The following is a 23121-nucleotide window of genomic DNA, read 5'->3' as shown; positions in this document are numbered from 1 at the left end:
TCCTGTCCGTGCCCGGCTGCGGGCCACGTGGATGGCTATTCCGGCATGGACATGGTGCGCAGATCCAGCTGCCTCAGAACACGATCTGCCACTCCAGGATCAGTCCCAGGCTCATTGCGGGCCTCCACCACTTCCTGGCGTGCGGCATCCAGCGCGATCGTCTGCACAGCAATGGCGAGTTCACGCCCCCGCTTGCGTTTCTCCGCCGCCGACTCGTTGCGCAACGTCCCATCCAGCAGCTCTGCATGGAGCCGGCGCATCTTTTCCTTGACCAGTGCCACTTTGTCCGCTGGGAGTTCCTTCATGAGCTCGTGGTCCTTCAGCGCCGACACCGCTGCCGTTTGGGCACGTTTGGCCAGAACGCGTGCCGCGTCCTTTTCATGGGAACCGTCCTCCGTGGCTTTCAGGACCCGCATCAGCCAAGGAAGCGTCAGGCCCGGCAGTACCAGCGTGGCCAGAAGCACGGCGCATGCGATGACCAGGATTTCGTGCCGTGCGGGAAAGTCACTCCCATCCGGCAAGGTCACCGGGAGCGCCAAAGCGAGAGCCAGTGTGGCCAGCCCACGCATTCCACACCACGTCAGGATGAGCACTTCCTTGGGCGAGGTTGGCTGCAGGAGATTTCGTCGCTGGTGGGCGGTTAGAGCTAGCAGCCCGAGCCATAGGTAACGAACAACGAACACCAGGACACAAATCACCACGGCAACGCCGATCATCCCGAAAATCGCCGTCCCCTCGTCACGGATGACGTGGCGGATCTCCAAGCCCACCAGGCCGAAGGCCAGTCCGGTCGCCAGAAGCTCCACCACGTCCCAGAACGCTGTCCGCGTGATGCGCTCAGCAGCGTCCTGCGGCCGTGCGTGCCGTTGCAGTTCCAAGGCGGTCACGACGACGGCCACCACACCTGAAGCGTGCAGCTCTTCCGCCAGGATGTACGCAGCGAACGGAACCACAAGCGTGACCGCGCTGCGTGCCACCATGGACGTCACAAGCTTGGTAATGAACTTCGTCAGCCAGCCCATGGCGATGCCGATGACCACTGCCAAGGCCGCACCCACCACGAACTGCAGGATGACATTGGGCCCCACCTCGCTACCGGAGACCGTGGCGGCAACCGCTGCCTGGAAGATCACGATGGCGGCGGCGTCATTGAAAAGGCCCTCGCTCTGCAGAACGGTAATGAGCCGCCTGGGCATGTGAACCCGGCCAGCCACGGACTCCACTGCAACGGGGTCCGGCGGCGCAACCATGGCTCCCAAGGCAATCGCTGCCGGAATCCCGATGCCAGGAATCATGAGCCATGCAGCACCAGCCACCACCGCGGTGGAAACCACCACCAAGGCGACAGCCATGAGTAGCAGCGTCCGCCACCGCACGCGGAAAACGGCCCAGGAACTCTTCTGCGCAGTGGCAAAGAGCAACGGTGGGAGGAAGATCGGCAGGATCAGTTCCGGCGAAATCTCAAACTCAGGGAAGCCTGGTATGAACGTCAGCGCAACAGCCAGGAGCAGCATCAGGACCGGGTAAGGAAGCCGAAGCCTGTCCCCCAAGCCGACGGCCAGCACCGTGGCAAGCAGCAATCCGATGATGAGTGCCAGCTGATCCATGTTCCCGCTTCCCCAGAAGTTGTACGAGCTTTCCCCAGGCCTGGCCTGCGGAAGCTACCTACCAACCTATCCCGGGGTCCACGGATGCCTTGCCACGTTAATCCGCGGTCAGGGCATCCACCACGTCAACTGTTCCATCCTTGAAAGTGATGGTCCGGTGGATAGTGCCAGGAAGTTCCAGGACGGCAGCGGCCACCAGGGCGACGTTGGCGCGGGACGTCCCGGTGCCGTTGCCAGGGTTTGCCGGGTTGACTTCGATCAACCCGGACGCCGGCTCCTCTGTCAGGGTTCCGGGTCCCAGCACCGTCCAAGCCAGGCCGCTACTGCGCAGGTAGTCATCGGCCGCTGCTTTGGACTCTGCGTAAGGGAAGAAGGGGTGGTCCTGGGGAATGCCGTGATTCTTTGCACTTCCTATGTAGGACACCATCACGTAACGCTTAAGGCCGGCTTCCTTGGCCGCGTCCATGGATCGGATCGCGGCGTCCCGGTCCACGGCATACGTCCTGGCCGGGTTGCCCCCACCGGCCCCCGCCGACCAGACCACGGCGTCGTGGCCCTTCAGCGCCTGGGCGAGTTCCGCCGTCGTCGAGTTTTCCACGTCCAGTACCTGCGCAGCGGCTCCAGTCTCCGTGACATCTGCCACATGATCGGGATTTCGAATGAACGACGTGACATCGTGACCTTCGCCACTAAGAATCCGGGATAAATGAAGGGCCACTTTGCCGTGGCCGCCAATGATTGCGATTCGGCTCATGCACCCATTCTGTCCCAGATGGAAGGCGGCGCCGACGGGCAAATGAAAAGACCCCGCAGATGATACCTGCGGGGTCTTGCTTTGTAGCGGTGGGGAGGCTCGATCTCCCGACCTCACGATTATGAGTCGTGCGCTCTAACCAACTGAGCTACACCGCCACGAATGAGAAAAACCTGTGTCAAGCCGGTCAAAACCGCCTTGACACAGGCCCTCATTCAGAGCCCCCCACCGGAATCGATCCGGTGACCTCGTTCTTACCAAGAACGCGCTCTACCACTGAGCTAGGGGGGCAACGAGTAAATACTCTACCGGACGTTTTCAGAAGCTACAAATCGGCGAAAAACCGGGGAAAAACGGCGCCGACACAATTTGCGCAGACGCCAGTTTCCTGATCCGGATACCGCCCAAATCAGGGCAGCCGGAGCACCTGTCCGGGGTAGATGAGGTCCGGGTTGGGCACGGTGTCGGCATTCGTTGCGATCAGGGCTCCGAGGTCCACCCCGAACTGCGCAGCGATGCCCCTCATGGTGTCGCCGGGCTCCACCACGACCTCCGTGACGCGCGGGGCGACCGGACCACGTTGTCCTGCCTCGGCTGCGGCCTCAGAGGCTGCCTGCTGGGCCATTGGCTGGACCTCCGGGGCTTCCGGCTCCACGCCCGCCTGCTCGGCGATCTGAGCGCCCGCAGCGTTGGCTGCCGCCTGCTGTTCCGCGGCCTGGGCTGCAGCGGCTTCTGCATCGGCTTTGCTCGAAGCAGAAGCATCGACGGCGGCAGCATCCTCTGCCGCCTGGGCCACAGCGGAGGGGTCGGCAGCGGAGCGGTCCGCAGCGGGCTGGTCAGCTGGATCAACTAAGGTGTCCGGCGCGGGCAGGCCCACTGGAGCATCCGGCGCGGTGGCCGCACCCTGGCCCCTGTGATCCTTTTCACCGGCATCCACCACACTGGCATCCGTGCTTGGGTGATCTTTCTCACCAAGGCCCAGATTCTTCTTCAAGTTGTCGAGCAATCCCATCGGAACCCTCCTACATTCAGCGTGCGACCGTCAGGCTCTTCGCAGCTACGCCACTCGTAGCACCTCGATCGTACGGCGGCACTCCGGCCGTTCCAAGGCTTCCGAGGCCTGCACGGCCTGCAGGGGCGGTCAAGCAGCCATTTCATCGGCAGGCCCATGGACGGGTGCAGAAATCCCGGTCTTGTTCGACATACCCGACGTACAAGGCGCCGTATCTCGAACAAAGGCAGGAATTGAGGGGATTAAACGCCGCAGGGGGCCGGCCCGAAAGCCGAACCCCCTGCGGGAACTACTTACTCTTTACCACTTGCCCTTGCGGTTGAAGTCGCGGTGTCCGCCTTCGCCGCCGCTGCGGGGCTTGCGGGCGCCGTCGCCGTGTCCGCCGAAGCGGGAGCCGCTGGACTGGCCGCGATCGCGATCGCCGAAGCTGCCTGCAGTGCGCTCGGAACGGTCGCTGTACGTGCGGCCGCCGCGGTCGGCAGAGGAACGCTCGCCACCTTCGGACTTGCGGAAGTCCTTCTTGAACCCACCGCTGCCCTTGAAGTTGCCGCCACCACGGTTTTCGCGGTCGCCATAGCCACCACGGCCACCGGCGCCACCACCGGAGTAGCTGCCACGGTCACCGCTGGGCCTGCGTCCGTTATCCAGCTCGAGGTGGATCAGTTCACCACCAATGCGGGTACGGGACAGTGCGCGCAGCTGCTCGGGGCTCAGGTCTGCCGGGAGCTCCACCAGGGAGTGGTCCGAGCGGATGTCGATGCCACCGATTTGTGCGGAGGAGATGCCACCTTCGTTGGCAATGGCGCCCACGATGGAGCCCGGCATGACGCGCTGACGGCGTCCGACGGCGATCCGGTAGGTGGCGTTGCCCTCGGTCAGTGCACGGGTCGGACCACGGGAGCCGAAGCCGTCCTTGGAGCGTTCGCGCTTCTGGTACTCAGGAGCTGCAGGCAGTTCCTTGACCAGCAACGGCTGTCCGCCCTGTGCCATGACCGCGAGTGCAGCAGCGATCTCCGAGGCCGGTACGTTGTGCTCTTCCTCGTAGGAGGCGATGAGGTCGCGGAATGCTGCAACATCCTCGGACTCGAGGGTCTCGGTGATGCGCTCAGCGAACTTGCCCAGGCGCAGCGTGTTCACGGTCTCGGCCGTGGGCAGGTGCATCTGCTCCACCGGCTGGCGCGTAGCCTTCTCGATGGAACGCAGCAGGTACTTCTCCCGCGGAGTCATGAACAGGATCGCGTCACCGGAACGGCCTGCACGGCCGGTACGGCCGATGCGGTGGACGTAGGACTCGGTGTCGTGGGGGATGTCGTAGTTGATGACGTGGCTGATGCGCTCAACGTCAAGACCACGGGCTGCGACGTCGGTAGCAACCAGGATGTCGATGCGGCCTTCCTTCAGCGCGTCAACAGTGCGTTCACGCTGCTGCTGCGGGATGTCGCCATTGATGGCGGCAGCCTGGAAACCGCGGGCCTTCAGCTTGTCAGCGAGGTCCTCGGTTGCCATCTTGGTGCGCACGAAGGCGATGACGCCGTCGAAGTCTTCAACCTCGAGGATGCGGGTCAGGGCGTCCAGCTTGTGCGGGCCCATGACCTGAAGGTAGCGCTGCTTGGTGTTGGCACCGGTGGTGGTCTTGGACTTCACCGAGATTTCAGCAGGGTTGTTCAGGTACTGCTTGGACATGCGGCGGATCTGGCCCGGCATGGTGGCAGAGAACAGCGCAACCTGGCGGGTTTCCGGAGTCTGCTGGAAGATCTGCTCTACGTCATCGGCGAAGCCCATGCGCAGCATCTCGTCAGCTTCGTCCAGCACCAGGTACTGGAGTTCGGAGAGGTCCAGGGAGCCCTTGGCGATGTGGTCGATCACACGGCCGGGGGTACCGACAACAACCTGCGCACCGCGGCGAAGGCCGGCCAGCTGGGGACCGTAAGCGGAACCACCGTAAACCGGGAGCACGGTGAAGTCGTCAATGTGCTTGGCGTAGGAAGTGAACGCTTCAGCAACCTGCAGGGCCAGTTCACGCGTCGGCGCCAGGACCAATGCCTGGGTCTTGCGGGACGGTCCGTTGAGGTCGTGCAGCTCAGCGAGGCGTGACAGGGCAGGGACAGCGAAGGCTGCAGTCTTGCCGGTACCCGTCTGGGCCAGGCCGACGACGTCGCGGCCTTCCAGGAGCAGCGGGATGGTGGCTGCCTGGATGGGGGACGGCTTTTCGTACCCGACATCCTGCAGTGCGGCCAGAACGCGGCCATCGATGCCAAGATCGACGAAGCGGACGCCTTCTTCCTCGTCGTCTGCCTTGGGGGCAGGAGCTTCGGTGAAGGTGGGGGCTGCAGACTCTGGTGCAGCGTTCTCGACGGGGGCAGCGGCGGTGGCCGGTGCGTCTACTACGGTGCCTTCAGCGGCGGTCTCTGCTGCGTTAGCAGACTCAGCGTTGGGGGCGTCGAAGTTTTCGTTGAGATTTTCGGTCATAGGGGGAAATTCCTCATCCATAGGGCAGTCGGCGCGGCCCGGTTGGGCTTGGCCGCATTACTCGTCGCGAAGAGCCAGGCAAAGGTGCCCTGCTTTCGCAAGAAGTCCGGCGCTATCGCAATCCCATGGCAGGACTTCCCGCTGCATCTCTTGGCTGCTATCCCAGCAGTCTGTACAGCGTTTTCTTTAGCCGGCTCTCCCTATGAAAATGCCCGCACACATTTGCGGGCCCCAACACTTACCAGTCCTGCCTCAAGAATTGGGCAGGATAAAGGGATTTCCGGAGTGGGGGATATTTCAAGTGTAGGGCACAGAGTGCCATCACCGCGAGTTGAGGGCTGATGAAGACCAGGTGAGCTTGAGCACACCCGAACCTTCGGCCCTCCAGGCAGCCCTCAAGGCAGCCCTGCAGCCCGTTCAAGAAGGCTCACAACCCGTTGCGACGCAGGACTTTCTCGAACTTCTCATGGTATTCGTCCTGAAGCCGGATCTCCCCGTCCGCCTCGGCATCGAGCAGGGTTTGCACCATGTCCGGCGTGGGCTCACTGAACCACTGGCCAACAGTTATGCCGTGCTTCGGAACGAATAGCCGGTGAATATGGTCTCCCGCTGAGACCGTCCCCGTCTTGATCACCCGCAGGTAGGTCCCCACCCGCCCGGCCTGCGTGAAGCGCTTCACCCATTGCGGCTCGTCCAGCAAGCGCTGGAAGGTGGCGCACGGGACGCGCGGTGACGTTACCTCCACTTCCACGTCCAGCCCGATCTTCCAACGTTCACCAATCACGGCTCCCGTGGTCTCGATTCCGTCCACCCGCAAGTTCTCTCCGAAGACGCCAGCTGGAAGCTCCCGGTCCAGTGCGGCTGACCAGTAATCGGCGTCCGCCTGGGAATAGGCATACAGAGCCTGGTCTGCACCGCCGTGATCGATCCTGTTGGCTTGGACGTCGCCGTGGACGCCGAGCTTGTGGATCTTGACGGGGCCTTCCACAGGACGCTTATCTATCGCGGTGACGCCAGCGCTTCCTTCCGGGTCCGGCAACAACTGGTGGACACGGCAGACAGCGAGGAGGGATGCGGTGTTCATGGACAACAGTTTACGGACGGGGAGCCTGATTTAAGGGTCGAAACGGTAACCCATTCCCGCTTCAGTGTGCAGGTGCCGGGGCACGGCCGGGTCCCGCTCCAGCTTTCGCCGCAACTGGGCAATATAGACCCGGAGATATTGCGTCTCCTTCGCATAGGCCTGCCCCCAGACCTGGGTCAGGATCTGCTGCTGGCTCACCAGCTTTCCCTTGTTCCGGACCAGCAACTCCAGGATGTTCCACTCGGTGGGGGTCAGCCGCACCTCTGACCCATCCTTCACGATCTTCTTGCCCGCCAGGTCCACCATGAAGTCCGACGTCGCCAAGGTAGGTTCCTCCCGATCGCTAAGCACCCGGCGCGAGGCGACCCGAAGCCGTGCAAGCAGCTCATCCAGTCCGAAGGGCTTGGTCACGTAGTCGTCCGCACCGGCGTCGAGCGCTTCCACTTTGTCCTCCGAGGCATGCCGAGCGGACAACACGATGATGGGCACACTGCTCCACCCGCGGATGCGGCGGATGATCTCCACCCCGTCCATGTCCGGCAGTCCAAGATCCAGTACAACAATGTTCACGTTTTGTTTCGCCACGGCGTTTAGGGCATCGGCGCCGTTTCCAACGGTCATTGCCTGGTACCCGTGGGCCTGCAGGGTTACCTGCATTGCCCGCGCGATCTGGGCTTCGTCCTCAACAATCAGCACACGGGTCATGCCCTGCCTCCCCCGTGACCGGTCCACAGCGGCAAAGTAACCACCATGGTCAAGCCGCCACCTGGCGTCGGCTCCGCCAAGAGCGTGCCGCCCATGGCCTCCGTGAAGCCTTTGGCCACCGCAAGTCCCAACCCGATGCCGCCGCCCGCGCCACCTGCCGGGGAGGGCGAATCGCCAAGCCGCTGGAAGGGCTGGAACATCTCGAGCACTTCGTTATGCCCCACCCCGCTGCCATGGTCCACGATCCTCAGTTCACTGGCAGGCTGGTCCCCCACTGTGATCCCGGCACCGGCACGCGCAGTCAGGATAACGTCCGAACCAGGCGCATACTTCACCGCGTTTTCAACGATGTTTGCCACCACGCTTTCCAACATGCCGGCGTCCGCTGTTACGGGCGGCAGGTTGGGTTGCAGCTCGCTGCGTATCCGCTCCTTCGGGATCCCGCGAAGTGCTTCGGGCAATATCTCGGTCCAGGTGGTGCCCGCGAGCAAAGGGTTCACGGCATCGGCGGTAATCCGGGACATATCCAACAGGTTGTCCACCAAATGATCCAGGCGGTCAGCATAATTCTCGATCGTCTCCAACAACTCCTTCTGCACGTCCGGAGGGAACTGGACCTCTTCCTGCCGCAGGCTGCTCACAGCCAGTTTGATTCCGGCCAACGGAGTCCTCAAATCATGGGAAACGGCGCGAAGGATGGACGTCCGCATCTTGTTTCCCTCGGCCAGGCGAAGGTTGTCCCGCCTGCTCTTGACCAGCTGCTGCCGCTCACGCACAGCCACCACAAACGCTCCGAAGGCCGCCAGCAGCCGCTGGTGTTGGGAGGACAGCGCACCACCGCGCAACAACAGCGTGTAATGGGGATCGACGACGGCGGCGTGGTCCGCGGCTGCATGGGTCACCGGCGGATTGGGGCCGGCGCTCGCAAGAATCCGCCACTGCGGCGGTGCTCCTGGCACTGTGACGATGTCCGGTCCCGGGGAGCCCAAGAGTGTCACAGCCTCCATGCCGAGATTTCCGCGGACTTTCTCAAGAAAGGATTCAAGGCTGCCGTCCGAGCTGAGGATGCGCAGGGCCAACTCGCTCAGGGCCGTGGCCTCGGCCTCGGACCTCGCAGCCTCCTGGGCCCTGCGGCTTGCCAGTCCCACCGCGAGCGCCACGCCGCAAGCCACAGCCAGGAAAACCACGAGGGTAAACAGGGTGGTTGGATCGGCGATGGACAGGGAACCCACGGGTTCGGCGGAGAGGTAGTTCAGCAGGAAACTACCCAGCACCGCCGCGACCACGGCGGGCCACAGGCCTCCGATTGCGGCAACGGCCACGGCCGCTGCCAGCTGAAGGAGCATGATCATGGCGAAGTTACGGAAGCCCAGCACAGTGACCATGACTTCGACGCCCGGCGGCAACAGCAGGGCAAGGACCAGGCCAGTCACGACGCGTCCACGGCCGATGCCCCGAACAGCGGGAAGGCGCAGCATAACGGTGTCGGAATCGCTGCTTTGTGCTTCAGGACCTGGCATGGCTACATCCTTCCACGGTTGGCAGGGTGGGCAGTTCTGCCCATCCTGCGGTGAGAGCAGTGCCCGCGCTTCGCTCAAGGACTAGGCTTGCTTTCAGCATCTGGTCCGGCATGGCGCCGGACAATCCAACGGTCTATCCAGGGGGATATACATGGACCCGAACGAAGGCGCCGCAGGCAGCGGTGCTTCAGGAAACGGCGCTTCAGGCAACGGCGCGTCAGGCAGCGGCGCTGCCGGGGGCGGCCAAGGCCCGGACGCGGCGAAGAATCCGCCCAAGCCGCCACCGTGGCAGGTGCCCAAACCCGAGCTCCATCCCGAGCTGATTCCTCCTGCCAATGACGACAGGGACAAAGCTCCGGGCGGACAGGAGCCAGGCTCTTTAAACGCAGGCTCTTCCAAGCCCGGTACTTCCACGCCCGGCGCATCCCAGCCCGGGCCCGGCGGGCCGCTCCCCATTATTGACCCGTTCGCCAAGGAACGTGAACGCGAAGCAGCCCACGCCGAAGCCCGGAAGAAGCGTTCCCGGCGCCGCACCGTCGTCGTGGGTTTGGGCGTTACGGCTCTTCTGGCCGGAACCATCACCGCCGTGGTTGCCAGCAGCGAACAAGAGGCTGACTACGCGCAGGTCTGCTTCAACGATGAAACCGGCGAGCGCGTGGACGATTCCCAGTGCAACAACAGCAGCTCGGATGGCCGCGGTTCGGCCATCTACGCCTGGTACTTCTACTCGCGGGGAGCCAGCGTGCCCGCGGTGGGACAGAACCGCAATTCCTACCCCAGCTACACCAAGACAGTTCCACAGGGCGCCAAGACTTCAACGGGGTACAGCACCAAGGGCGGCACAGTCAGCCGTGGCGGCTTTGGCAGCAGTTCCAAAAGCGGCGGAAGCTCGGGAGGCTAGGCGTGCAGCGTTTGCCCTCCGAGCCCAGGCCGGACTGGAAAAAGAAGATCGAAGAACAGGGCCTGGTCTTTTCGACCACCACCATGCCCGATGGCCGCAAAATCGAATACTGGAACGAGTCGGCGTACTACGAATTCACCATGGACGAGGTGGAGACGCTCGAGAAGACTGCCGAGGACATGCACCTCATGTGCCTGGAAGCAGCAAAATTTCTCGCCACGGGGGCCATGGGCGATATTGGCATCGGACAACAGGCGCTGGAGCTCGCCGGCGAATCGTTGCAGGCCGGGGATATGGATATTTACGGTCGCTTCGACTTCATCTATGACGGCAAGGGTGGTCCGGCAAAAATGCTGGAGTACAACGCCGATACCCCGACAGGCCTCATTGAAGCTTCCGTAGCGCAGTGGTTCTGGCTGCAGGATGTGTTCCCGGAAAAGGACCAGTGGAACGGAATCCATGAGGCGCTGATCCGGCAATGGAAAAAGCTGCAGTTCCGCACCGGGATGAGCACACTGCATGTGGCTCATTCGGAGGCCGAAGAATCCGGTGAGGACTGGATGACTGCCGCCTACATGCGGGATGTGGCGAGCCAAGGCGGGTGGACGACCATCGGCATCAATATGTCCGACATCGGCTGGGACCCGAACCTGAACCGCTTTGTGGACCTGGACAATTTCATGATCAACACCATGTTCAAGCTGTATCCGTGGGAACTGATGATGAAGGAACCTTTCGGACACCGGCTGCTGACGCGGGCACACAACCCCCGCTGGGTGGAGCCCGCGTGGAAGATGCTGCTCTCCAACAAGGCCCTGCTCGCTGCGCTGTGGCACCTGTACCCCGGCCACGAGAACCTGCTGCCGGCGTTCCTTGGCGATCCAGGCCCGCTGAAGGAATGGGTGGCCAAGCCTCTTCATGGCCGCGAGGGCGACAACATCCGCATCCATGCGCCCGGCATCGAACTGCAGCAGCCCGGCGGCTATGGCCGTGAAGGGTGGTGCTTCCAGGAGTACCACTCTCTCCCCGACTTCGATGGCAACCATCCGGTGCTTGGTCTCTGGGTGGTGGACGGCGAGTCAGTGGGCTGCGGCATCCGTGAATCGGATGGCCCCATCACGGATTATTTCTGCCGCTTCGTCCCCAACACCATCGATGCCCCGGCGCCTGCCGCCCCCACCACTACTTCTTATGGAGCTGCACTTTGAGCACTGAAACCTCGACGCCGGACGGCGGTTCAGCGGGCGGTGGCCGTACCGCCGTCGTACCTTCCAAAGGCCTCCATGCAGGCATCCTGGACCTTGGCGACTCGGTCATGCTGGGGCTGGCGTCCACGGCTCCCGTATATTCGCTGGCCGCTACGCTGGGGCTCATTGTCGCCGTCAACGGCAACTACACGCCCCTGATCCTGGTTCTTGCCTTCATTCCGGTGCTCTTCATCGCCTATGCATTCCGCGAGCTGAACAGTGCGCTCCCTGACTGTGGCACCACGTTCTTCTGGGCCCGCAAGGCCTTTGGTCCGTGGGCTGCCTGGCTGGGCGGCTGGGGCGTGGCGTTGGCCGGCATCGTAGTCCTCGCCAACCTGGCCCAGATCGCCGGGAAATATCTGTGGTTGCTGATCGGCGACTCTTCCCTGGCTGCCAACACCTGGCTGGTTACCGCCACCGGGGTCCTGTTCATCGCGTTCATGACCTACGTTAATCACCGCGGCATCCGGCTGGGCGAGCACGTCCAGCGGACCTTGACTTACATCCAGTACATTTCACTGGGCATCTTCGCGGTGGCCATTATTGTTGGGATCGCCGGTGGCGCGCCTGGGGGAGCCAACGGCAGCGCAACCATCCAGCCTTTCGACTTTGAGTGGTTCAACCCCGCCGGTGCCTTCGCCGATCCCAGCGCGGTGGTTCACGGGGTCCTGCTGGCCCTGTTCATCTACTGGGGCTGGGACACCTGCCTGGCCCTGAACGAAGAAACCGAAAACCCTGCGAAGACTCCCGGCCGGGGTGCAGTCATTTCTGCGTTCGTCCTGGTGGCAATCTATGTCTCCGTTGCCCTGCTGGTCATGATGTACGCGAGTGTCGGGACCGAGGGCATCGGCCTGGGCAATGAAGCGAACCAGGATGACGTCTTCCTGGCTATGAAGGATGTAGTGCTGGGCCCGTGGGGTTGGCTGATCGTGGTGGCAGTTCTGGCATCCGTGCTGTCCTCAACGCAGACCACCATCCTCCCCACAGCCCGGGGCACGCTGTCCATGGGGGTGCACGGTGCCCTGCCGGCGCGTTTTGGCAAGGTCCACGAACGATTCCAGACACCGGGTTTCTCAACCCAGGTCATGGGCGTGGCTGCCGTGGTGTATTACGTGGCCATGAGCTTCCTCAGCGAGGACCTGCTGGCGGACTCCATCAGTGCCATCAGCCTGTTCATCGCGTTCTACTACGCCCTGACCGGTTTCTCGTGCGTGTGGTTCTTCCGCTCCACCCTCCGGGATTCTGCCCGCAACCTGTGGTTCCGTGGCATCCTGCCCTTCCTGGGAGCGGTATCGCTGACGGTGGCGTTCTTCATTTCGGCGGTGCAGATGTGGGATCCGGAGTATGGAGATACCCAGATCTTTGGAATCGGCGGAGCGTTTGTCAGCGGAGTCCTGCTTCTGCTCCTGGGCGTGGTGCTGGCCATCGTGTGCCGTTTTGCACCTGCCACGCGTGGCTTCTTCACTGGGGAGCGCGCTGACGCCGGGGTGGTGCGCGGCGACTAAGCGGCGAGCAAGCGGCGAATAAGCCTAGCGTTGCGCTGCGGTCCACTGACGGAGCCGCGTGGGAATGTCAGGGACCTCGAGCTGGACAGCGTCCCGCCGCAACGCGACCAACCAGCAGACCAGAATCGCCACGGCGCAGAACACGCCTGCGCTGGATGCCATGATCCAGAGCCCCGGCGTCTGGACGTTGAGGTCCGCGGCACCCAGTGCCGTGCCGATGGTCTTTGGCGAATAAAAGAAGACCAGCGTGGAAACGGCCAGCACAGCGGTCATCACGATTCTCTGCGCCCTGTACCGGCCAGGCGTTTCCTTGATGGTCCAGGCGAACGACGGCAGGACCACGGCCATCCAGACCCAATGGTGGGACCACGAGACGGGGCTGATGAGCAGCATGGTGAGTGCCGTCGTCGACATTGCAATGACGCGGGCTCCTTGCAAACTGGCCGCGCGGATCAGGAAGGCCGCGAGCACAACCGTGGCGAGGCTGAGCGCGAGCCACGGAACGGTTACTGAATCCTGCGGCACGCCGAAGTGCAGCAACGCGCCCTTTATCGAGAGGTTGTCCACGTAGCCAGCGCCGCCGATTCGGGACGTATCAGGGAGTATTTCCAGCCAGAACTGCAGCGACTCAGCTGGCCGGACTACCCATGCCAGGAGGACGGTGCCGGCGAAACCGATGGACATGTTGACCAGTCCACGCCAATCCTTGCGCATCAGGAAGTACAGGCCAAAGACAAGAGGCGTCAGCTTGATACCCGCAGCTATGCCCACCAGGAAGCCGCTGCCACGGAACCCCCGACGACGGGAGGCGCCCAGCAGGTCGACGGCCATCAAGCCCATGAGGAGGATGTTGATCTGGCCGAACGCCAACGTCTCACGCCATGGACCAAGGAACAGGACAGCCAGGAACAGCGCCCCTACGACCCAGCGGCCGCGGCTAGATGAAAATGCACTGCGCCAGTCGTGCTTGGAGGCCCAATACTTCACAATGGTGGCGGCAACCCAGGCGGCAATCGCCACACCGGCCACGTTGAAGAGCATCAGTGCTGCTGGTTGCGGCCAGAGTGCCAGCAGGCCGAAGATGAGCGCTGCGAACGGCGGATAGGTAAAGGGAAGTTCCGGTCCTCCGGCTGCGGCAACGCTTGGGCCGTACAAGTCCGAGGGCGAGGCACCGGCGTCGTTGAGGATGCTTCCGCCGAACCAGTAGACGCTGAAGTCCAGGCCCTCCTTACTCCAGCCAGCAAGCATCAGCCAGACGGGCCATATCAAGAGCGCCCACGGGAGCCAATGGAGTGCCCGTGGGGTGGTGGATGCAGACTTTCCGGCATCCGCGTTAGCCTGTAAATCGACGCCGGGCAGTGCCATGTCTTGTCCCCCAATATTTTCTTTGTGCAGTGGGAATCCAGTGGCTCCCGGAATACATACTACTTAAACGCCCGGATTAAACGCCCGGCGGCGGCCCGACCCGGCAGAGCGGCGCGGGGCGTCCGCTTCATGAGGGCATCCAGCCACTTAGGATGCTGGAATGAGCGATTCAACGACGAACACCTCGGATGTGCTGGCCCTCGATTCCCTGTTGACCAGCGAGGAACTGGCTCTCCGCGAAAAGGTCCGGGACTACACAACCCAGCGGATCCGGCCGAACATCGCACGCTGGTATGAGGACGCAGTCTTCCCGCAGGAGATCGTGCCGGAGTTGGGTGAGCTCGGCGTCCTGGGAATGCATCTGGAAGGTTACGGCTGTCCCGGACGCACCGCCGTCGAATATGGCCTGGCAGCCATGGAACTGGAGGCCGGCGATTCCGGCATCCGCACCTTCGTCTCGGTGCAGGGCTCGCTCGCTATGACAGCCATTCACAAATGGGGCTCGGAGGAGCAGAAAGAACAGTGGCTGCCACGGATGGCGGCCGGCGAACTGATCGGTTGCTTTGCGTTGACGGAGCCGACGGCCGGTTCGGACCCGTCATCGATGGCCACGTTCGCCCGAGAGACCTCCGACGGCTGGGTCCTCAACGGCGCCAAGCGCTGGATCGGACTCGCCTCAATTGCCGACGTCATGGTGGTGTGGGCCCAAACAGACGACGGCATCCGCGGCTTCCTGGTACCTGCCGGCACACCGGGTGTAACGGCCACGCCGATCGAACCGAAACTCTCCCTGCGCGCATCAATCCAATGCGACATAAAGTTCGACGCCGTAAGGCTGGGTCCGGACGCAATCCTCCCGGGTGCCATCGGCCTTCGTGGACCGTTCTCCTGCCTGAACGAGGCCCGGTACGGCATTGCGTGGGGAGCCATGGGCGCAGCCCGCGACTCCTATGAGGCCGCTCTGGAATACGCCGGCAGCCGGCTCCAGTTCGGGCGACCACTCGCTGGATACCAACTGACGCAGGAGAAGCTGGTGAACATGCTCCTCGAGATCCAAAAGGGCACCATGCTTGCCCTTCACCTTGGCCGCCTGAAGGACGCCGGACACCTTCAGCCCCAGCAGATCTCCGTAGGCAAGCTCAACAACGTCCGGGAGGCCATCAAAATCGCGCGGGAGGCCCGCACCATCCTGGGCGGCAACGGAGTCACACTGGACTATTCGCCGCTGCGGCATGCCAACAACCTCGAATCAGTGCGCACGTATGAGGGCACTGACGAGGTTCACACCCTGATCCTTGGGCAGCACATCACAGGGGTTGCCGCGTTCCGGGGCTGAGGCTGGGTTGGGCTTGGATTGGGCTGGCGCTGCCGGCTGGGTCAGGCCCGGGTCAGGCGGAAACCGGTTTGGGTTGCTTCTTTGCTGCATCCTTGCGGATGGTTGCGCTGATCACCGCAGCTACCGTGCACATCGCGGCTGCACCCAGCCAGGCGTAGTTGTAGTGGCCGGTGGCATCGCGGATAAAACCGGCGGCCAGTGCGGCAGCGGCTGCACCGAGCTGATGGGCCGCAAACACCCAGCCGAACACCACGGAGCCATCGGCGCCGAACACCGAGCGGCAGATGGCTGCCGTCGGAGGCACCGTAGCTACCCAGTCCAAGCCGTAGACCACGACGAAGATGATCATGCTGGGTTCCACGGATGAGCCCAACAACAGAGGCAGGACCAACAGCCCGATCCCCCGGAACTGGTAGTACACCGCCAACAGGACCTTGGGGTTGAAGCGGTCTGTCAGCCACCCGGAGGCGATGGTCCCCACGATGTCGAAGATCCCGACGACGGCCAGCAAGCCCGCCGCTGTTGTTTCCGGCATGCCGTGATCGTGCGCTGAGGGAATGAAATGCGTTCCAATGAGCCCGTTGGTCGTCGCGCCGCAAATGGCGAAACCCGCCGCCAACGCCCAGAACGTACGGACTTTGCTGGCACGTTTGAGGACCTGCAACGCCCGGACGGCCGCGTTCGCCGAATCCGGCTTGACTGACGCGGAACCCGACGGTGGCGACGCAACTGCAACGCCCGGCGTCGTGGTCTTTGAACCTGAGGGATTGGCGTCAGGTGCTTCCGCACCGTATGGCAACACCCCGACGTCGGCTGGTGAGTTCCGCAGCCAGCGCAGGACCAGGGGTACTACAGCGAGCGCCCCGGCGGCGATGAGCAGCGACGCGCCCCGCCAGCCCGGGTTTTGGGCCAGGGCAGCGATGAAGGGTAGAAAGACGAGCTGGCCAGCGGCGCTGCCGGCGGTCAGGATGCCAATGACCAAGCCACGACTCTTGGCGAACCAGGTGTTGGCGATGGTGGCTGCGAAGACGAGGGCCATTGATCCCGTTCCCAGGCCAATAAGCACGCCCCAGGTGAGCAGGATCTGCCAAGACTGGTTCACGAAGACAGTTAGCGCTGAGCCCAGACCAATCAGGCAAAGCGCGAGCGAGGTGACTTTGCGTATGCCGAAGCGTTCCATGAGGGCAGCGGCGAAGGGGGCCGTCAGCCCGAACAGGACAAGGTTGATGCTTACCGCAAGGGACAACACTGTGGTGGACCAGCCGAATTCCTGTTGCAGCGGGACCATCAGTACTCCGGGCGCGGCCCTGAAGCCGGCCGCCCCAACCAGGGCAAGGAAAGCTACGGCGGCCACGATCCAGGCCGGGTGAAGCCTGCGACTGGATTGCTTGCGGGGTTGGGGTTGCTTGCGGGGTTGCTTGCTGGTTGGGACTTTTTCATCGCTTGTCGGAGTTCCTGTGACATCGGGAGCGGTCATGCGGAGATCTCCGTTTCAGGGGAAGTTGTTAAAGCGGGAGCGACGGCCAGTGGCAGCGGATGGTCGCTGCGGGTGAAACTATGCCAGCTTGTATTGGCTGCCGTCAGCTGGACCCCACAGTGGGTGCAGGTGTCTGCTGAGGCCGTGACTTGTCCGCAGTCAGTATGAATGACGCGCATGTGGGACACCTCGTTAGGTGCGTTCAGGTGCTTCTCGGCCCAAATGATGATGGCGTTGAGGACCGGGAGAGCGTCCTCGCCCTTGGGGGTGAGTACGTATTCCTGGCGGGTCCGGGCACCATCCTGGTAGGGACGTTGTGCCAGCAGACCGGCCTCGAGGAGCCATCCGAGCCGTTTGCTGAGTACGTTGTCCGCCACTTCCAGGCGCTGCTTGATGGCGTCGAAGCGCCCGTTCCCGAAGAAGATCTCGCGCAGGACCAGGCTTCCCCATGGATCGCCCAGGACATCGAGTCCGCGGGCCAGGCTGCACGTCCGGGCGGACCAGTCGGATCGTAAAGGCATGTGGACAAAGTACATGACTTTTCTAAAGAAAGCTATGCTCGCTGCAGTTGCCCTGGTGAGCGCCGCTGCTTCCTGACCGTCTTTGCAGTTCAAAATCCTCGGAAGCACCCTATTTGGGTTGATTTGCGCTGAAAAACGCGGCAAAGGAAGTCAGGAAGCCACGTGCCCCGCGCGCATACCTGCGGGAACGAGGCCCGTGCGCGAAGGCCGGTAAGCCAAGGCCCAGTACACCAGCAGCGCGATTCCGCACACCACACCCAGGCTTGACACCATCAGCTGCCATTGCGTCTGGGGGTCCTTGCCCCATTCGGCAGCACCGGCCCAGACGGCAAGGTTCTTTGGCGTCATATAGAAGGCAACCGTGGAACAGGCCACGATGATCCACCCTGCTGTTCGCATGCGCCCGCTGCGGGACGGCACCCGATGCATCGCGAAGGCCATGCTCGGCAGGGCCACTGCCACCCACACCCAGTGGTGGGACCAGGAGACAGGACTGATCAGGAGCATCAGGATGGCTGTGGCCGAGACCGCGATGAAGTTCTCTTCCACATCCACGGCCCATTTGATGACCAAGGCCGCGAGGACCGCGAGTCCCAGCGAAAGAACCATCCACACCAAGCTGGTGAGAGAGGAATCCGGCATGCCGAAGTGCAGGAGCAGCCCCTTGACGGACAGGTTGTCCACGTAGGCCGGACCACCGATGCGCCCGGTATCGGGGAGGATCTGGGTCCAGAATGCCAGGGATGCTTGCGGCAAGATGGCCCACGCGATGGCGATGGATCCGAAGAACCCAGCGGCCATCCACCCGAGGGCCTTGAAGTCCCGGCGGACCAGGAAATACAGTCCGAACGCCAGCGGCGTGAGCTTCACGCCAGCGGCCAGGCCGATCAACAGCCCCGCGGGCCAGCGGATGAGGCCCGCCCGCACCTTACCGTAGAGCGCGAACTCGGCAAGGATCACGCCCATCAGGATGATGTTGATCTGGCCGAAAACGAACGTATCCCGCCATGGGCCCAGAAGCAGGATCGCTCCCGTTCCCACCAAAGCCGTGGTCCTGAAGCGATAGTCGGCGAAAGCTGAACGCCACGTCTTCAGGCCGAAGTAGTGGCGTGCCAACCAAGCAGCCACCACTGCGGCACCTGCCAGGGCGGCGATGATGAAGACCATGCTGCTGGCGAAGAAACCCATTGCTGCCAGGCCGGCAAAGAGCAGGGCCGCGAACGGCGGGTAGGTAAACGGAAGGCCGTCGCGCACGGCATAAAGGTCCCCGCCTTGGAGAACCTTGCCGCCGCCGTAGAAATAGACCTCGAAGTCGTTCAGGAACGGCTTGTAGTCCGTGTAGAGGAACCAAACGGCGACGGCGAGGGTCAGAACGCCTGCGACGGTCAGGATCCAGCCGCGCTGGGCAGCCGAAACAACCGTGGGTGAAGAAGAAGCCACAGTGTCAGCCGTTGCTGATCTTGGCGAAGGCCTGCTCAAGGTCCGCGATCAGATCTTCGGACTCCTCGATGCCGCAGGACAGGCGCAAGAGGTTCACGGGGACGGCCAGTTCGGTCCCCTTGACGGATGCGTGCGTCATCTCCGAGGGGTAGTTCATGAGCGATTCGATTCCGCCCAGCGATTCGGCCAGGGTGAAAATCGAGGTGGATTCGGCAACTGTACGGGCTGCGGCCTCGCCGCCCTTGAACTGGACAGAGACCATGCCGCCGAACTTCTTCATCTGCTTGGCAGCGAGTTCGTGGCCGGGGTGGTCCGGGAGGCCCGGGTACAGCACAGCTTCAACTTCGGGACGCTGCAGCAACCATTCAGCTACAGCCTGCCCGTTCTCGCTGTGCCGGTCCATGCGCACGCCCAGGGTCTTCAGGCCCCGCGTGGTGAGGAAAGCATCCATCGGTCCCGAAACGGCACCAACGGCAAACTGGATGAAGCCGATCTTCTCGGCGAGTTCGGGATCGTTGACCACGATCGCACCGCCCACCACGTCCGAGTGGCCACCGATGTACTTGGTGGTGGAATGGATCACGACGTCGGCGCCCAGGTCCAGCGGGGTCTGCAAGTAGGGAGACGCGAAGGTGTTGTCGACCACCAGGAGGGCACCGGCGTCGTGCGCTACGGCGGCGAGCGCCGCAATATCGGTGATCTTCATCAAGGGGTTGGACGGGGTTTCCACCCACACCATGCGCGTCTTGTTCGCTGCTACAGCACGTGCCACAGCGTCGAGATCGGACATGTCAACAGGAGTGTTGCCAATGCCCCAGTCGCCAAGCACCCGGTCGATGAGGCGGTACGTTCCACCGTAGGCGTCGTTGCCCAGGACGATGTGGTCCCCGGGGCGGGCCGCAGCGCGGATCAGCGAGTCCTCGGCAGCAAGGCCAGAGCCGAACGAGAATGCGGCGTAACCTCCCTCAAGGGCTGCCAGCTGTTCCTGCAGGGCGTCACGCGTGGGGTTGCCGCCACGGCCGTACTCGTAGCCCGAACGCAGGCCGCCGATCCCGTCCTGGGCGTAGGTTGAGCTGAAGTGCAGAGGGGGCACCACAGCGCCGGTCCGGGGTTCGAAGGCCTGGCCCGCGTGGACGGCCCTCGTGTTGAACCCGGCGTTGTTGTTAACGGACATGGAAGCTCCTCTTTCAGTGTTCAACGGTTGGAAGTGGGCGCGTGGCGCTCAGTTGCTCAGGTAGGCCAGAAGGTCGTGGCGCGTCAGGATGCCCACCGGGGCCCCAACGAACGTGACCATGACAGTATCGACGTCGGACAAGAGCTCGCGTGCCGCGGAGATGGTCTCCAGGGATCCAATAACGGGCAGGCGCTCCCCCATGTGTTCGGCAATCTTGTCCGTGAGTTTGGCTTCGCCACGGAACAGCTTGGTGGTGAGGCTGCGTTCATCGACTGCGCCGAGGACCTCGCCCATGACCACCGGCGGTTCCTGCGAGAGGACCGGGATGTGTGAGACGCCGAACTCATTCATGATGTTGATGACGTCGCGGACACTCTCGTTCGGGTGGATGTGGACCAGGTCCGGCATCTCGCCTGTCTTGGACTTCAGCACCTCGCCCACGGATGACTCTTCGCCGCCGGAGAGGAAGCCGTAGGAGCGCATCCACTGATCGTTGAAGATCTTGGCAAGGTAGCCGCGGCCCGAATCGGGGAGGATCACCACGACGACGGCCGACTCGTCCAGGTCCTTGGCCGCCTCCAGGGCAGCGACCACGGCCATGCCGGAGGAGCCGCCCACCAGGAGGCCCTCTTCGCGTGCAAGGCGGCGGGTCATGGCGAATGAATCAGCGTCGGATACTGCAATGACCTGGTCCGGCACGGTCTTGTCGTAGTTGGCGGGCCACATGTCCTCGCCAACGCCCTCCACGAAATAGGGGCGTCCCGAACCGCCTGAGTACACAGAACCTTCCGGGTCCGCGCCGATCACCTTGACCCGGCCGCCGTCGGACCCGGGCCTGTCTGCCGATACTTCCTTGAGGAAGCGGCCCGTGCCCGTGATGGTGCCGCCCGTTCCGGCGCCGATGACGACGTGCGTCACCTTGCCGTCAGTGTCGCGCCAGATCTCCGGTCCTGTTGACTCGAAGTGGCTGTCCGGGGCTGCTGGATTGGAGAACTGGTCCGGCTTGAAGGCACCGGGAATTTCCTTGACCAGGCGATCTGAGACGCCGTAGTAGCTTTGCGGGCTGTCGGGGGCAACAGCCGTGGGCGTCACCACGACCTCCGCCCCGTACGCGGCCAAGACCGCCCGCTTGTCCTCGCCCACCTTGTCCGGAACCACGAAAACGCACTTGTAGCCCTTCTGCTGGGCTACAAGCGCCAAGCCGACTCCGGTGTTGCCCGACGTCGGTTCAACAATGGTCCCGCCCGGCTGCAGCCGCCCGTCCTTTTCCGCTTCTTCGATCATCTTCACAGCGATGCGGTCCTTGATGGATCCACCGGGATTGACGTACTCGAGCTTGACCAGGACGGTGGCTTTGATCCCGTCCGTTACGTGGTTGAGCTTGATAAGCGGCGTGTTGCCAATGAGTTCCAACACGGACTGGGCGTACTTCATAGGTACAAAGTTACCGCCTGCCCATAGCCTGCCCCGCCGTGCCTCACTTGCGGAGCATCACTTCCCGGCGGAGGAGTCGGTTTGCCAGAGGCCCAGGATGTTGCCCTCGGTGTCCTTGAAGTAGGCGTACCAGCCCATCCCGGGGACGGCGTCCCTACCCTGGACGATGGAGCCACCGGCGGATTCCACTTGGCCGAGGGCAGCATCCACATCGTCCACATCGATGGTGAGGATGGGATTTTTCAGGCTGTCCGTGCGTGGAAACAGCGCACCATTGATGGCTCCGGGTTCGCTGGGCCTGCCGGTCTCTTCATCGGACGGAGTAGTGATGGCGATCGTGTAATCCATTTCCTGCATAGGGCTGAGATTCCAGCCAAAAGCACTTTGGTAAAAAGTGTTGGCCCTCTCGTTGTCATCCGTGGGAATCTCGAAATGCACTATTCCGGCCATGGTTCGCGCTCCTGGAATTTGGGGTTCGGACGCGGCCCACCCGCGCCACATCAGGGAGTCTAGACCCGTGAAGCAGCCGCCGTAAGAGGCTCACAGGAGTGAATTGTCAGCCAGCCGTGGGACCATGAAAACATGACCATCGCAGACGCCCCGCCCCTTGTTGCGGCCGCGGCAGACGCTTCCATCCGATGGCACCCCGGCGCCTCCTACAGGCTCGACCAAACCATGTTTCCCCTGATGCGGGGCAACGCCGACCCCTCTTTCGCGGCCCATCCCACCGGTTTCTGGATGTCCTTCACCACTCCTTCAGGCGCTGTCACCCTGCGGCTCTCTGCGGGTGGACTGGGCGAGGATACTTTCGTGGACGCCCAGGCGTGGGGGCCCGGTGCGGAGGAGGCCATTTCCAGCGTTCCCCGGCTACTCGGCGCCGACGATGACTGGTCCGCTTTCGACGAACCCGGCTTCCATGCAACCCTGCCGCGCCTGGTTACGGAAGCACGACGCCGGAACCTGGCCCTGCGTCTACCCTCCACCGGGCGGCTGGTTGACTCGCTGGTGCCCACCATTCTGGAGCAAAAGGTCACCACCTTGGAGGCACGGCGTGGCTACCGGTACTTGATGTACCGCTTCGGAACCAAAGCCCCCGGCAGTGTGGCTCCTCCAGGGCTCCTCGTGCCTCCCACCGCGCGGCAATGGCTGGCCATTCCGTCCTGGGAATGGCACAAGGCGGGAGTCGGGCCACAACGCTCGGCGACAGTGATGCGGGCGCTGCAATCCGCCGTCGCGCTTGAACGCTTGGCTGGGCTGGACCCGTCCCGGGCCGGAGCCAAACTGCAGACCATTCCCGGCATCGGCGTCTGGACTGCCGCGGAAGTGGTCCAACGTACGCACGGCTGCCCGGATTCGATTTCCGTGGGCGACTACCATCTGGCGTCGTTCGTGGGCTATGCGCTGCTGGGACGGAAAATTGACGACGCCGGCATGCTGGAACTGCTGGAACCTTGGCGGGGACAGAGGCAGCGGCTGGTCCGCATGCTTTACCTGAGCGGCTTCCGGAAGCCAACCTTCGGCCCACGGATGACCATCCAGGACCACCGCGCCCACTGACCTTTTAAAGCAA

General features: G+C 63.2%; 19 protein-coding genes and 2 tRNA genes. 5 read left to right on the top strand and 16 right to left on the bottom strand.

Annotated features, from left to right (window positions below):
- Nucleotides 1-35: 35 nt before the first annotated feature.
- From KSW38_RS11280 to KSW38_RS11240, 9 genes are all read right to left on the bottom strand, one after another.
- Nucleotides 36-1607 (bottom strand): Na+/H+ antiporter, encoded by a 1572-nt coding sequence (locus KSW38_RS11280; RefSeq protein WP_216925036.1) that lies wholly within the window; start codon nucleotides 1605-1607, stop codon nucleotides 36-38.
- Between the two features lie 97 nt (nucleotides 1608-1704).
- Nucleotides 1705-2361 (bottom strand): SDR family oxidoreductase, encoded by a 657-nt coding sequence (locus KSW38_RS11275; RefSeq protein WP_216925035.1) that lies wholly within the window; start codon nucleotides 2359-2361, stop codon nucleotides 1705-1707.
- An 84-nt stretch (nucleotides 2362-2445) separates the two neighbouring features.
- Nucleotides 2446-2519: transfer RNA gene (locus KSW38_RS11270), tRNA-Met, on the bottom strand.
- 61 nt (nucleotides 2520-2580) lie between these two features.
- A tRNA-Thr gene (locus KSW38_RS11265) sits at nucleotides 2581-2652 on the bottom strand.
- Between the two features lie 118 nt (nucleotides 2653-2770).
- The gene (locus KSW38_RS11260) at nucleotides 2771-3373 is read right to left on the bottom strand and encodes a LysM peptidoglycan-binding domain-containing protein (RefSeq protein ID WP_216925034.1); all 603 of its coding nucleotides are present in this window, start codon (nucleotides 3371-3373) and stop codon (nucleotides 2771-2773) included.
- 300 nt (nucleotides 3374-3673) lie between these two features.
- Nucleotides 3674-5842, bottom strand: a complete 2169-nt coding sequence (locus KSW38_RS11255) for a DEAD/DEAH box helicase (RefSeq protein WP_216925033.1) — start codon at nucleotides 5840-5842, stop codon at nucleotides 3674-3676.
- Between the two features lie 427 nt (nucleotides 5843-6269).
- Nucleotides 6270-6926 (bottom strand): MOSC domain-containing protein, encoded by a 657-nt coding sequence (locus KSW38_RS11250; RefSeq protein ID WP_216925032.1) that lies wholly within the window; start codon nucleotides 6924-6926, stop codon nucleotides 6270-6272.
- Nucleotides 6927-6956: 30 nt separating this feature from the next.
- The gene (locus tag KSW38_RS11245) at nucleotides 6957-7631 is read right to left on the bottom strand and encodes a response regulator (protein ID WP_216925031.1); all 675 of its coding nucleotides are present in this window, start codon (nucleotides 7629-7631) and stop codon (nucleotides 6957-6959) included.
- Complete coding sequence (locus KSW38_RS11240) at nucleotides 7628-9151, bottom strand: sensor histidine kinase (RefSeq protein WP_216925030.1); 1524 nt, start codon at nucleotides 9149-9151, stop codon at nucleotides 7628-7630. The genes KSW38_RS11245 and KSW38_RS11240 overlap by 4 nt, the downstream gene beginning before the upstream one ends.
- A gap of 151 nt (nucleotides 9152-9302) precedes the next feature.
- Between KSW38_RS11240 and KSW38_RS11235 the strand changes: the two genes are divergently transcribed.
- The 3 genes from KSW38_RS11235 to KSW38_RS11225 are packed head-to-tail and all read left to right on the top strand — an operon-like array spanning nucleotide 9303 to nucleotide 12804.
- Nucleotides 9303-10052: a Tat pathway signal protein gene (locus tag KSW38_RS11235; RefSeq protein WP_216925029.1), complete on the top strand. Its 750-nt coding sequence runs from the start codon at nucleotides 9303-9305 to the stop codon at nucleotides 10050-10052.
- Between the two features lie 2 nt (nucleotides 10053-10054).
- Nucleotides 10055-11260 (top strand): glutathionylspermidine synthase family protein, encoded by a 1206-nt coding sequence (locus KSW38_RS11230; RefSeq protein ID WP_216925028.1) that lies wholly within the window; start codon nucleotides 10055-10057, stop codon nucleotides 11258-11260.
- A complete protein-coding gene (locus tag KSW38_RS11225) occupies nucleotides 11257-12804 on the top strand; it encodes an APC family permease (protein ID WP_216925027.1) in 1548 nt (515 codons plus the stop codon). Before KSW38_RS11230 ends, KSW38_RS11225 begins: the two co-directional genes overlap by 4 nt.
- 24 nt (nucleotides 12805-12828) lie before the next feature.
- Here KSW38_RS11225 and KSW38_RS11220 read toward each other — a convergent pair whose 3' ends face one another.
- Nucleotides 12829-14169 (bottom strand): glycosyltransferase 87 family protein, encoded by a 1341-nt coding sequence (locus KSW38_RS11220; RefSeq protein ID WP_254186386.1) that lies wholly within the window; start codon nucleotides 14167-14169, stop codon nucleotides 12829-12831.
- A 160-nt stretch (nucleotides 14170-14329) separates the two neighbouring features.
- Between KSW38_RS11220 and KSW38_RS11215 the strand changes: the two genes are divergently transcribed.
- The gene (locus KSW38_RS11215; protein ID WP_216925026.1) at nucleotides 14330-15505 is read left to right on the top strand and encodes an acyl-CoA dehydrogenase family protein; all 1176 of its coding nucleotides are present in this window, start codon (nucleotides 14330-14332) and stop codon (nucleotides 15503-15505) included.
- A 52-nt stretch (nucleotides 15506-15557) separates the two neighbouring features.
- On the opposite strand, the gene KSW38_RS11210 is transcribed toward KSW38_RS11215, so the two are convergent.
- The 6 genes from KSW38_RS11210 to KSW38_RS11185 form a co-directional block, all read right to left on the bottom strand.
- The gene (locus KSW38_RS11210) at nucleotides 15558-16982 is read right to left on the bottom strand and encodes an MFS transporter (RefSeq protein ID WP_216925025.1); all 1425 of its coding nucleotides are present in this window, start codon (nucleotides 16980-16982) and stop codon (nucleotides 15558-15560) included.
- Nucleotides 16979-17503, bottom strand: a complete 525-nt coding sequence (locus tag KSW38_RS11205; RefSeq protein ID WP_216925024.1) for a winged helix-turn-helix transcriptional regulator — start codon at nucleotides 17501-17503, stop codon at nucleotides 16979-16981. The genes KSW38_RS11210 and KSW38_RS11205 overlap by 4 nt, the downstream gene beginning before the upstream one ends.
- A gap of 150 nt (nucleotides 17504-17653) precedes the next feature.
- The gene (locus KSW38_RS11200) at nucleotides 17654-18943 is read right to left on the bottom strand and encodes a glycosyltransferase 87 family protein (RefSeq protein WP_216925023.1); all 1290 of its coding nucleotides are present in this window, start codon (nucleotides 18941-18943) and stop codon (nucleotides 17654-17656) included.
- 4 nt (nucleotides 18944-18947) lie between these two features.
- Nucleotides 18948-20117 carry a cystathionine gamma-synthase gene (locus tag KSW38_RS11195; RefSeq protein WP_216925022.1) on the bottom strand — a complete coding sequence of 390 codons (1170 nt, stop codon included), beginning with the start codon at nucleotides 20115-20117 and terminating at the stop codon, nucleotides 18948-18950.
- Between the two features lie 48 nt (nucleotides 20118-20165).
- Complete coding sequence (locus KSW38_RS11190) at nucleotides 20166-21551, bottom strand: cystathionine beta-synthase (protein ID WP_216925021.1); 1386 nt, start codon at nucleotides 21549-21551, stop codon at nucleotides 20166-20168.
- A 57-nt stretch (nucleotides 21552-21608) separates the two neighbouring features.
- Complete coding sequence (locus tag KSW38_RS11185; RefSeq protein WP_216925020.1) at nucleotides 21609-22001, bottom strand: VOC family protein; 393 nt, start codon at nucleotides 21999-22001, stop codon at nucleotides 21609-21611.
- A 132-nt stretch (nucleotides 22002-22133) separates the two neighbouring features.
- On the opposite strand from KSW38_RS11185, the gene KSW38_RS11180 reads away from it, so the two are divergent.
- Nucleotides 22134-23108 (top strand): DNA-3-methyladenine glycosylase family protein, encoded by a 975-nt coding sequence (locus tag KSW38_RS11180; protein WP_216925019.1) that lies wholly within the window; start codon nucleotides 22134-22136, stop codon nucleotides 23106-23108.
- Nucleotides 23109-23121: the final 13 nt, after the last annotated feature.

The sequence above is a fragment of the Paenarthrobacter aromaticivorans genome (assembly GCF_019038615.1).
Taxonomy (GTDB): Bacteria; Actinomycetota; Actinomycetes; order Actinomycetales; family Micrococcaceae; genus Arthrobacter; species Arthrobacter aromaticivorans.
Note: the sequence above shows the minus strand (reverse complement) of the source record. Positions and strands in the feature narration are given on the sequence as shown.

Excerpts from the sequence above, each read along its gene's own strand:
- KSW38_RS11280 (WP_216925036.1), bottom strand. The coding sequence starts at position 1,607 with ATGGATCAGCTGGCACTCATCATCGGATTGCTGCTTGCCACGGTGCTG.
- KSW38_RS11275 (WP_216925035.1), bottom strand. The coding sequence starts at position 2,361 with ATGAGCCGAATCGCAATCATTGGCGGCCACGGCAAAGTGGCCCTTCAT.
- KSW38_RS11260 (WP_216925034.1), bottom strand. The coding sequence starts at position 3,373 with ATGGGATTGCTCGACAACTTGAAGAAGAATCTGGGCCTTGGTGAGAAA.
- KSW38_RS11255 (WP_216925033.1), bottom strand. The coding sequence starts at position 5,842 with ATGACCGAAAATCTCAACGAAAACTTCGACGCCCCCAACGCTGAGTCT.
- KSW38_RS11250 (WP_216925032.1), bottom strand. The coding sequence starts at position 6,926 with ATGAACACCGCATCCCTCCTCGCTGTCTGCCGTGTCCACCAGTTGTTG.
- KSW38_RS11245 (WP_216925031.1), bottom strand. The coding sequence starts at position 7,631 with ATGACCCGTGTGCTGATTGTTGAGGACGAAGCCCAGATCGCGCGGGCA.
- KSW38_RS11240 (WP_216925030.1), bottom strand. The coding sequence starts at position 9,151 with ATGCCAGGTCCTGAAGCACAAAGCAGCGATTCCGACACCGTTATGCTG.
- KSW38_RS11235 (WP_216925029.1), top strand. The coding sequence starts at position 9,303 with ATGGACCCGAACGAAGGCGCCGCAGGCAGCGGTGCTTCAGGAAACGGC.
- KSW38_RS11220 (WP_254186386.1), bottom strand. The coding sequence starts at position 14,169 with ATGGCACTGCCCGGCGTCGATTTACAGGCTAACGCGGATGCCGGAAAG.
- KSW38_RS11215 (WP_216925026.1), top strand. The coding sequence starts at position 14,330 with ATGAGCGATTCAACGACGAACACCTCGGATGTGCTGGCCCTCGATTCC.
- KSW38_RS11210 (WP_216925025.1), bottom strand. The coding sequence starts at position 16,982 with ATGACCGCTCCCGATGTCACAGGAACTCCGACAAGCGATGAAAAAGTC.
- KSW38_RS11205 (WP_216925024.1), bottom strand. The coding sequence starts at position 17,503 with ATGCCTTTACGATCCGACTGGTCCGCCCGGACGTGCAGCCTGGCCCGC.
- KSW38_RS11195 (WP_216925022.1), bottom strand. The coding sequence starts at position 20,117 with ATGTCCGTTAACAACAACGCCGGGTTCAACACGAGGGCCGTCCACGCG.
- KSW38_RS11190 (WP_216925021.1), bottom strand. The coding sequence starts at position 21,551 with ATGAAGTACGCCCAGTCCGTGTTGGAACTCATTGGCAACACGCCGCTT.
- KSW38_RS11185 (WP_216925020.1), bottom strand. The coding sequence starts at position 22,001 with ATGGCCGGAATAGTGCATTTCGAGATTCCCACGGATGACAACGAGAGG.
- KSW38_RS11180 (WP_216925019.1), top strand. The coding sequence starts at position 22,134 with ATGACCATCGCAGACGCCCCGCCCCTTGTTGCGGCCGCGGCAGACGCT.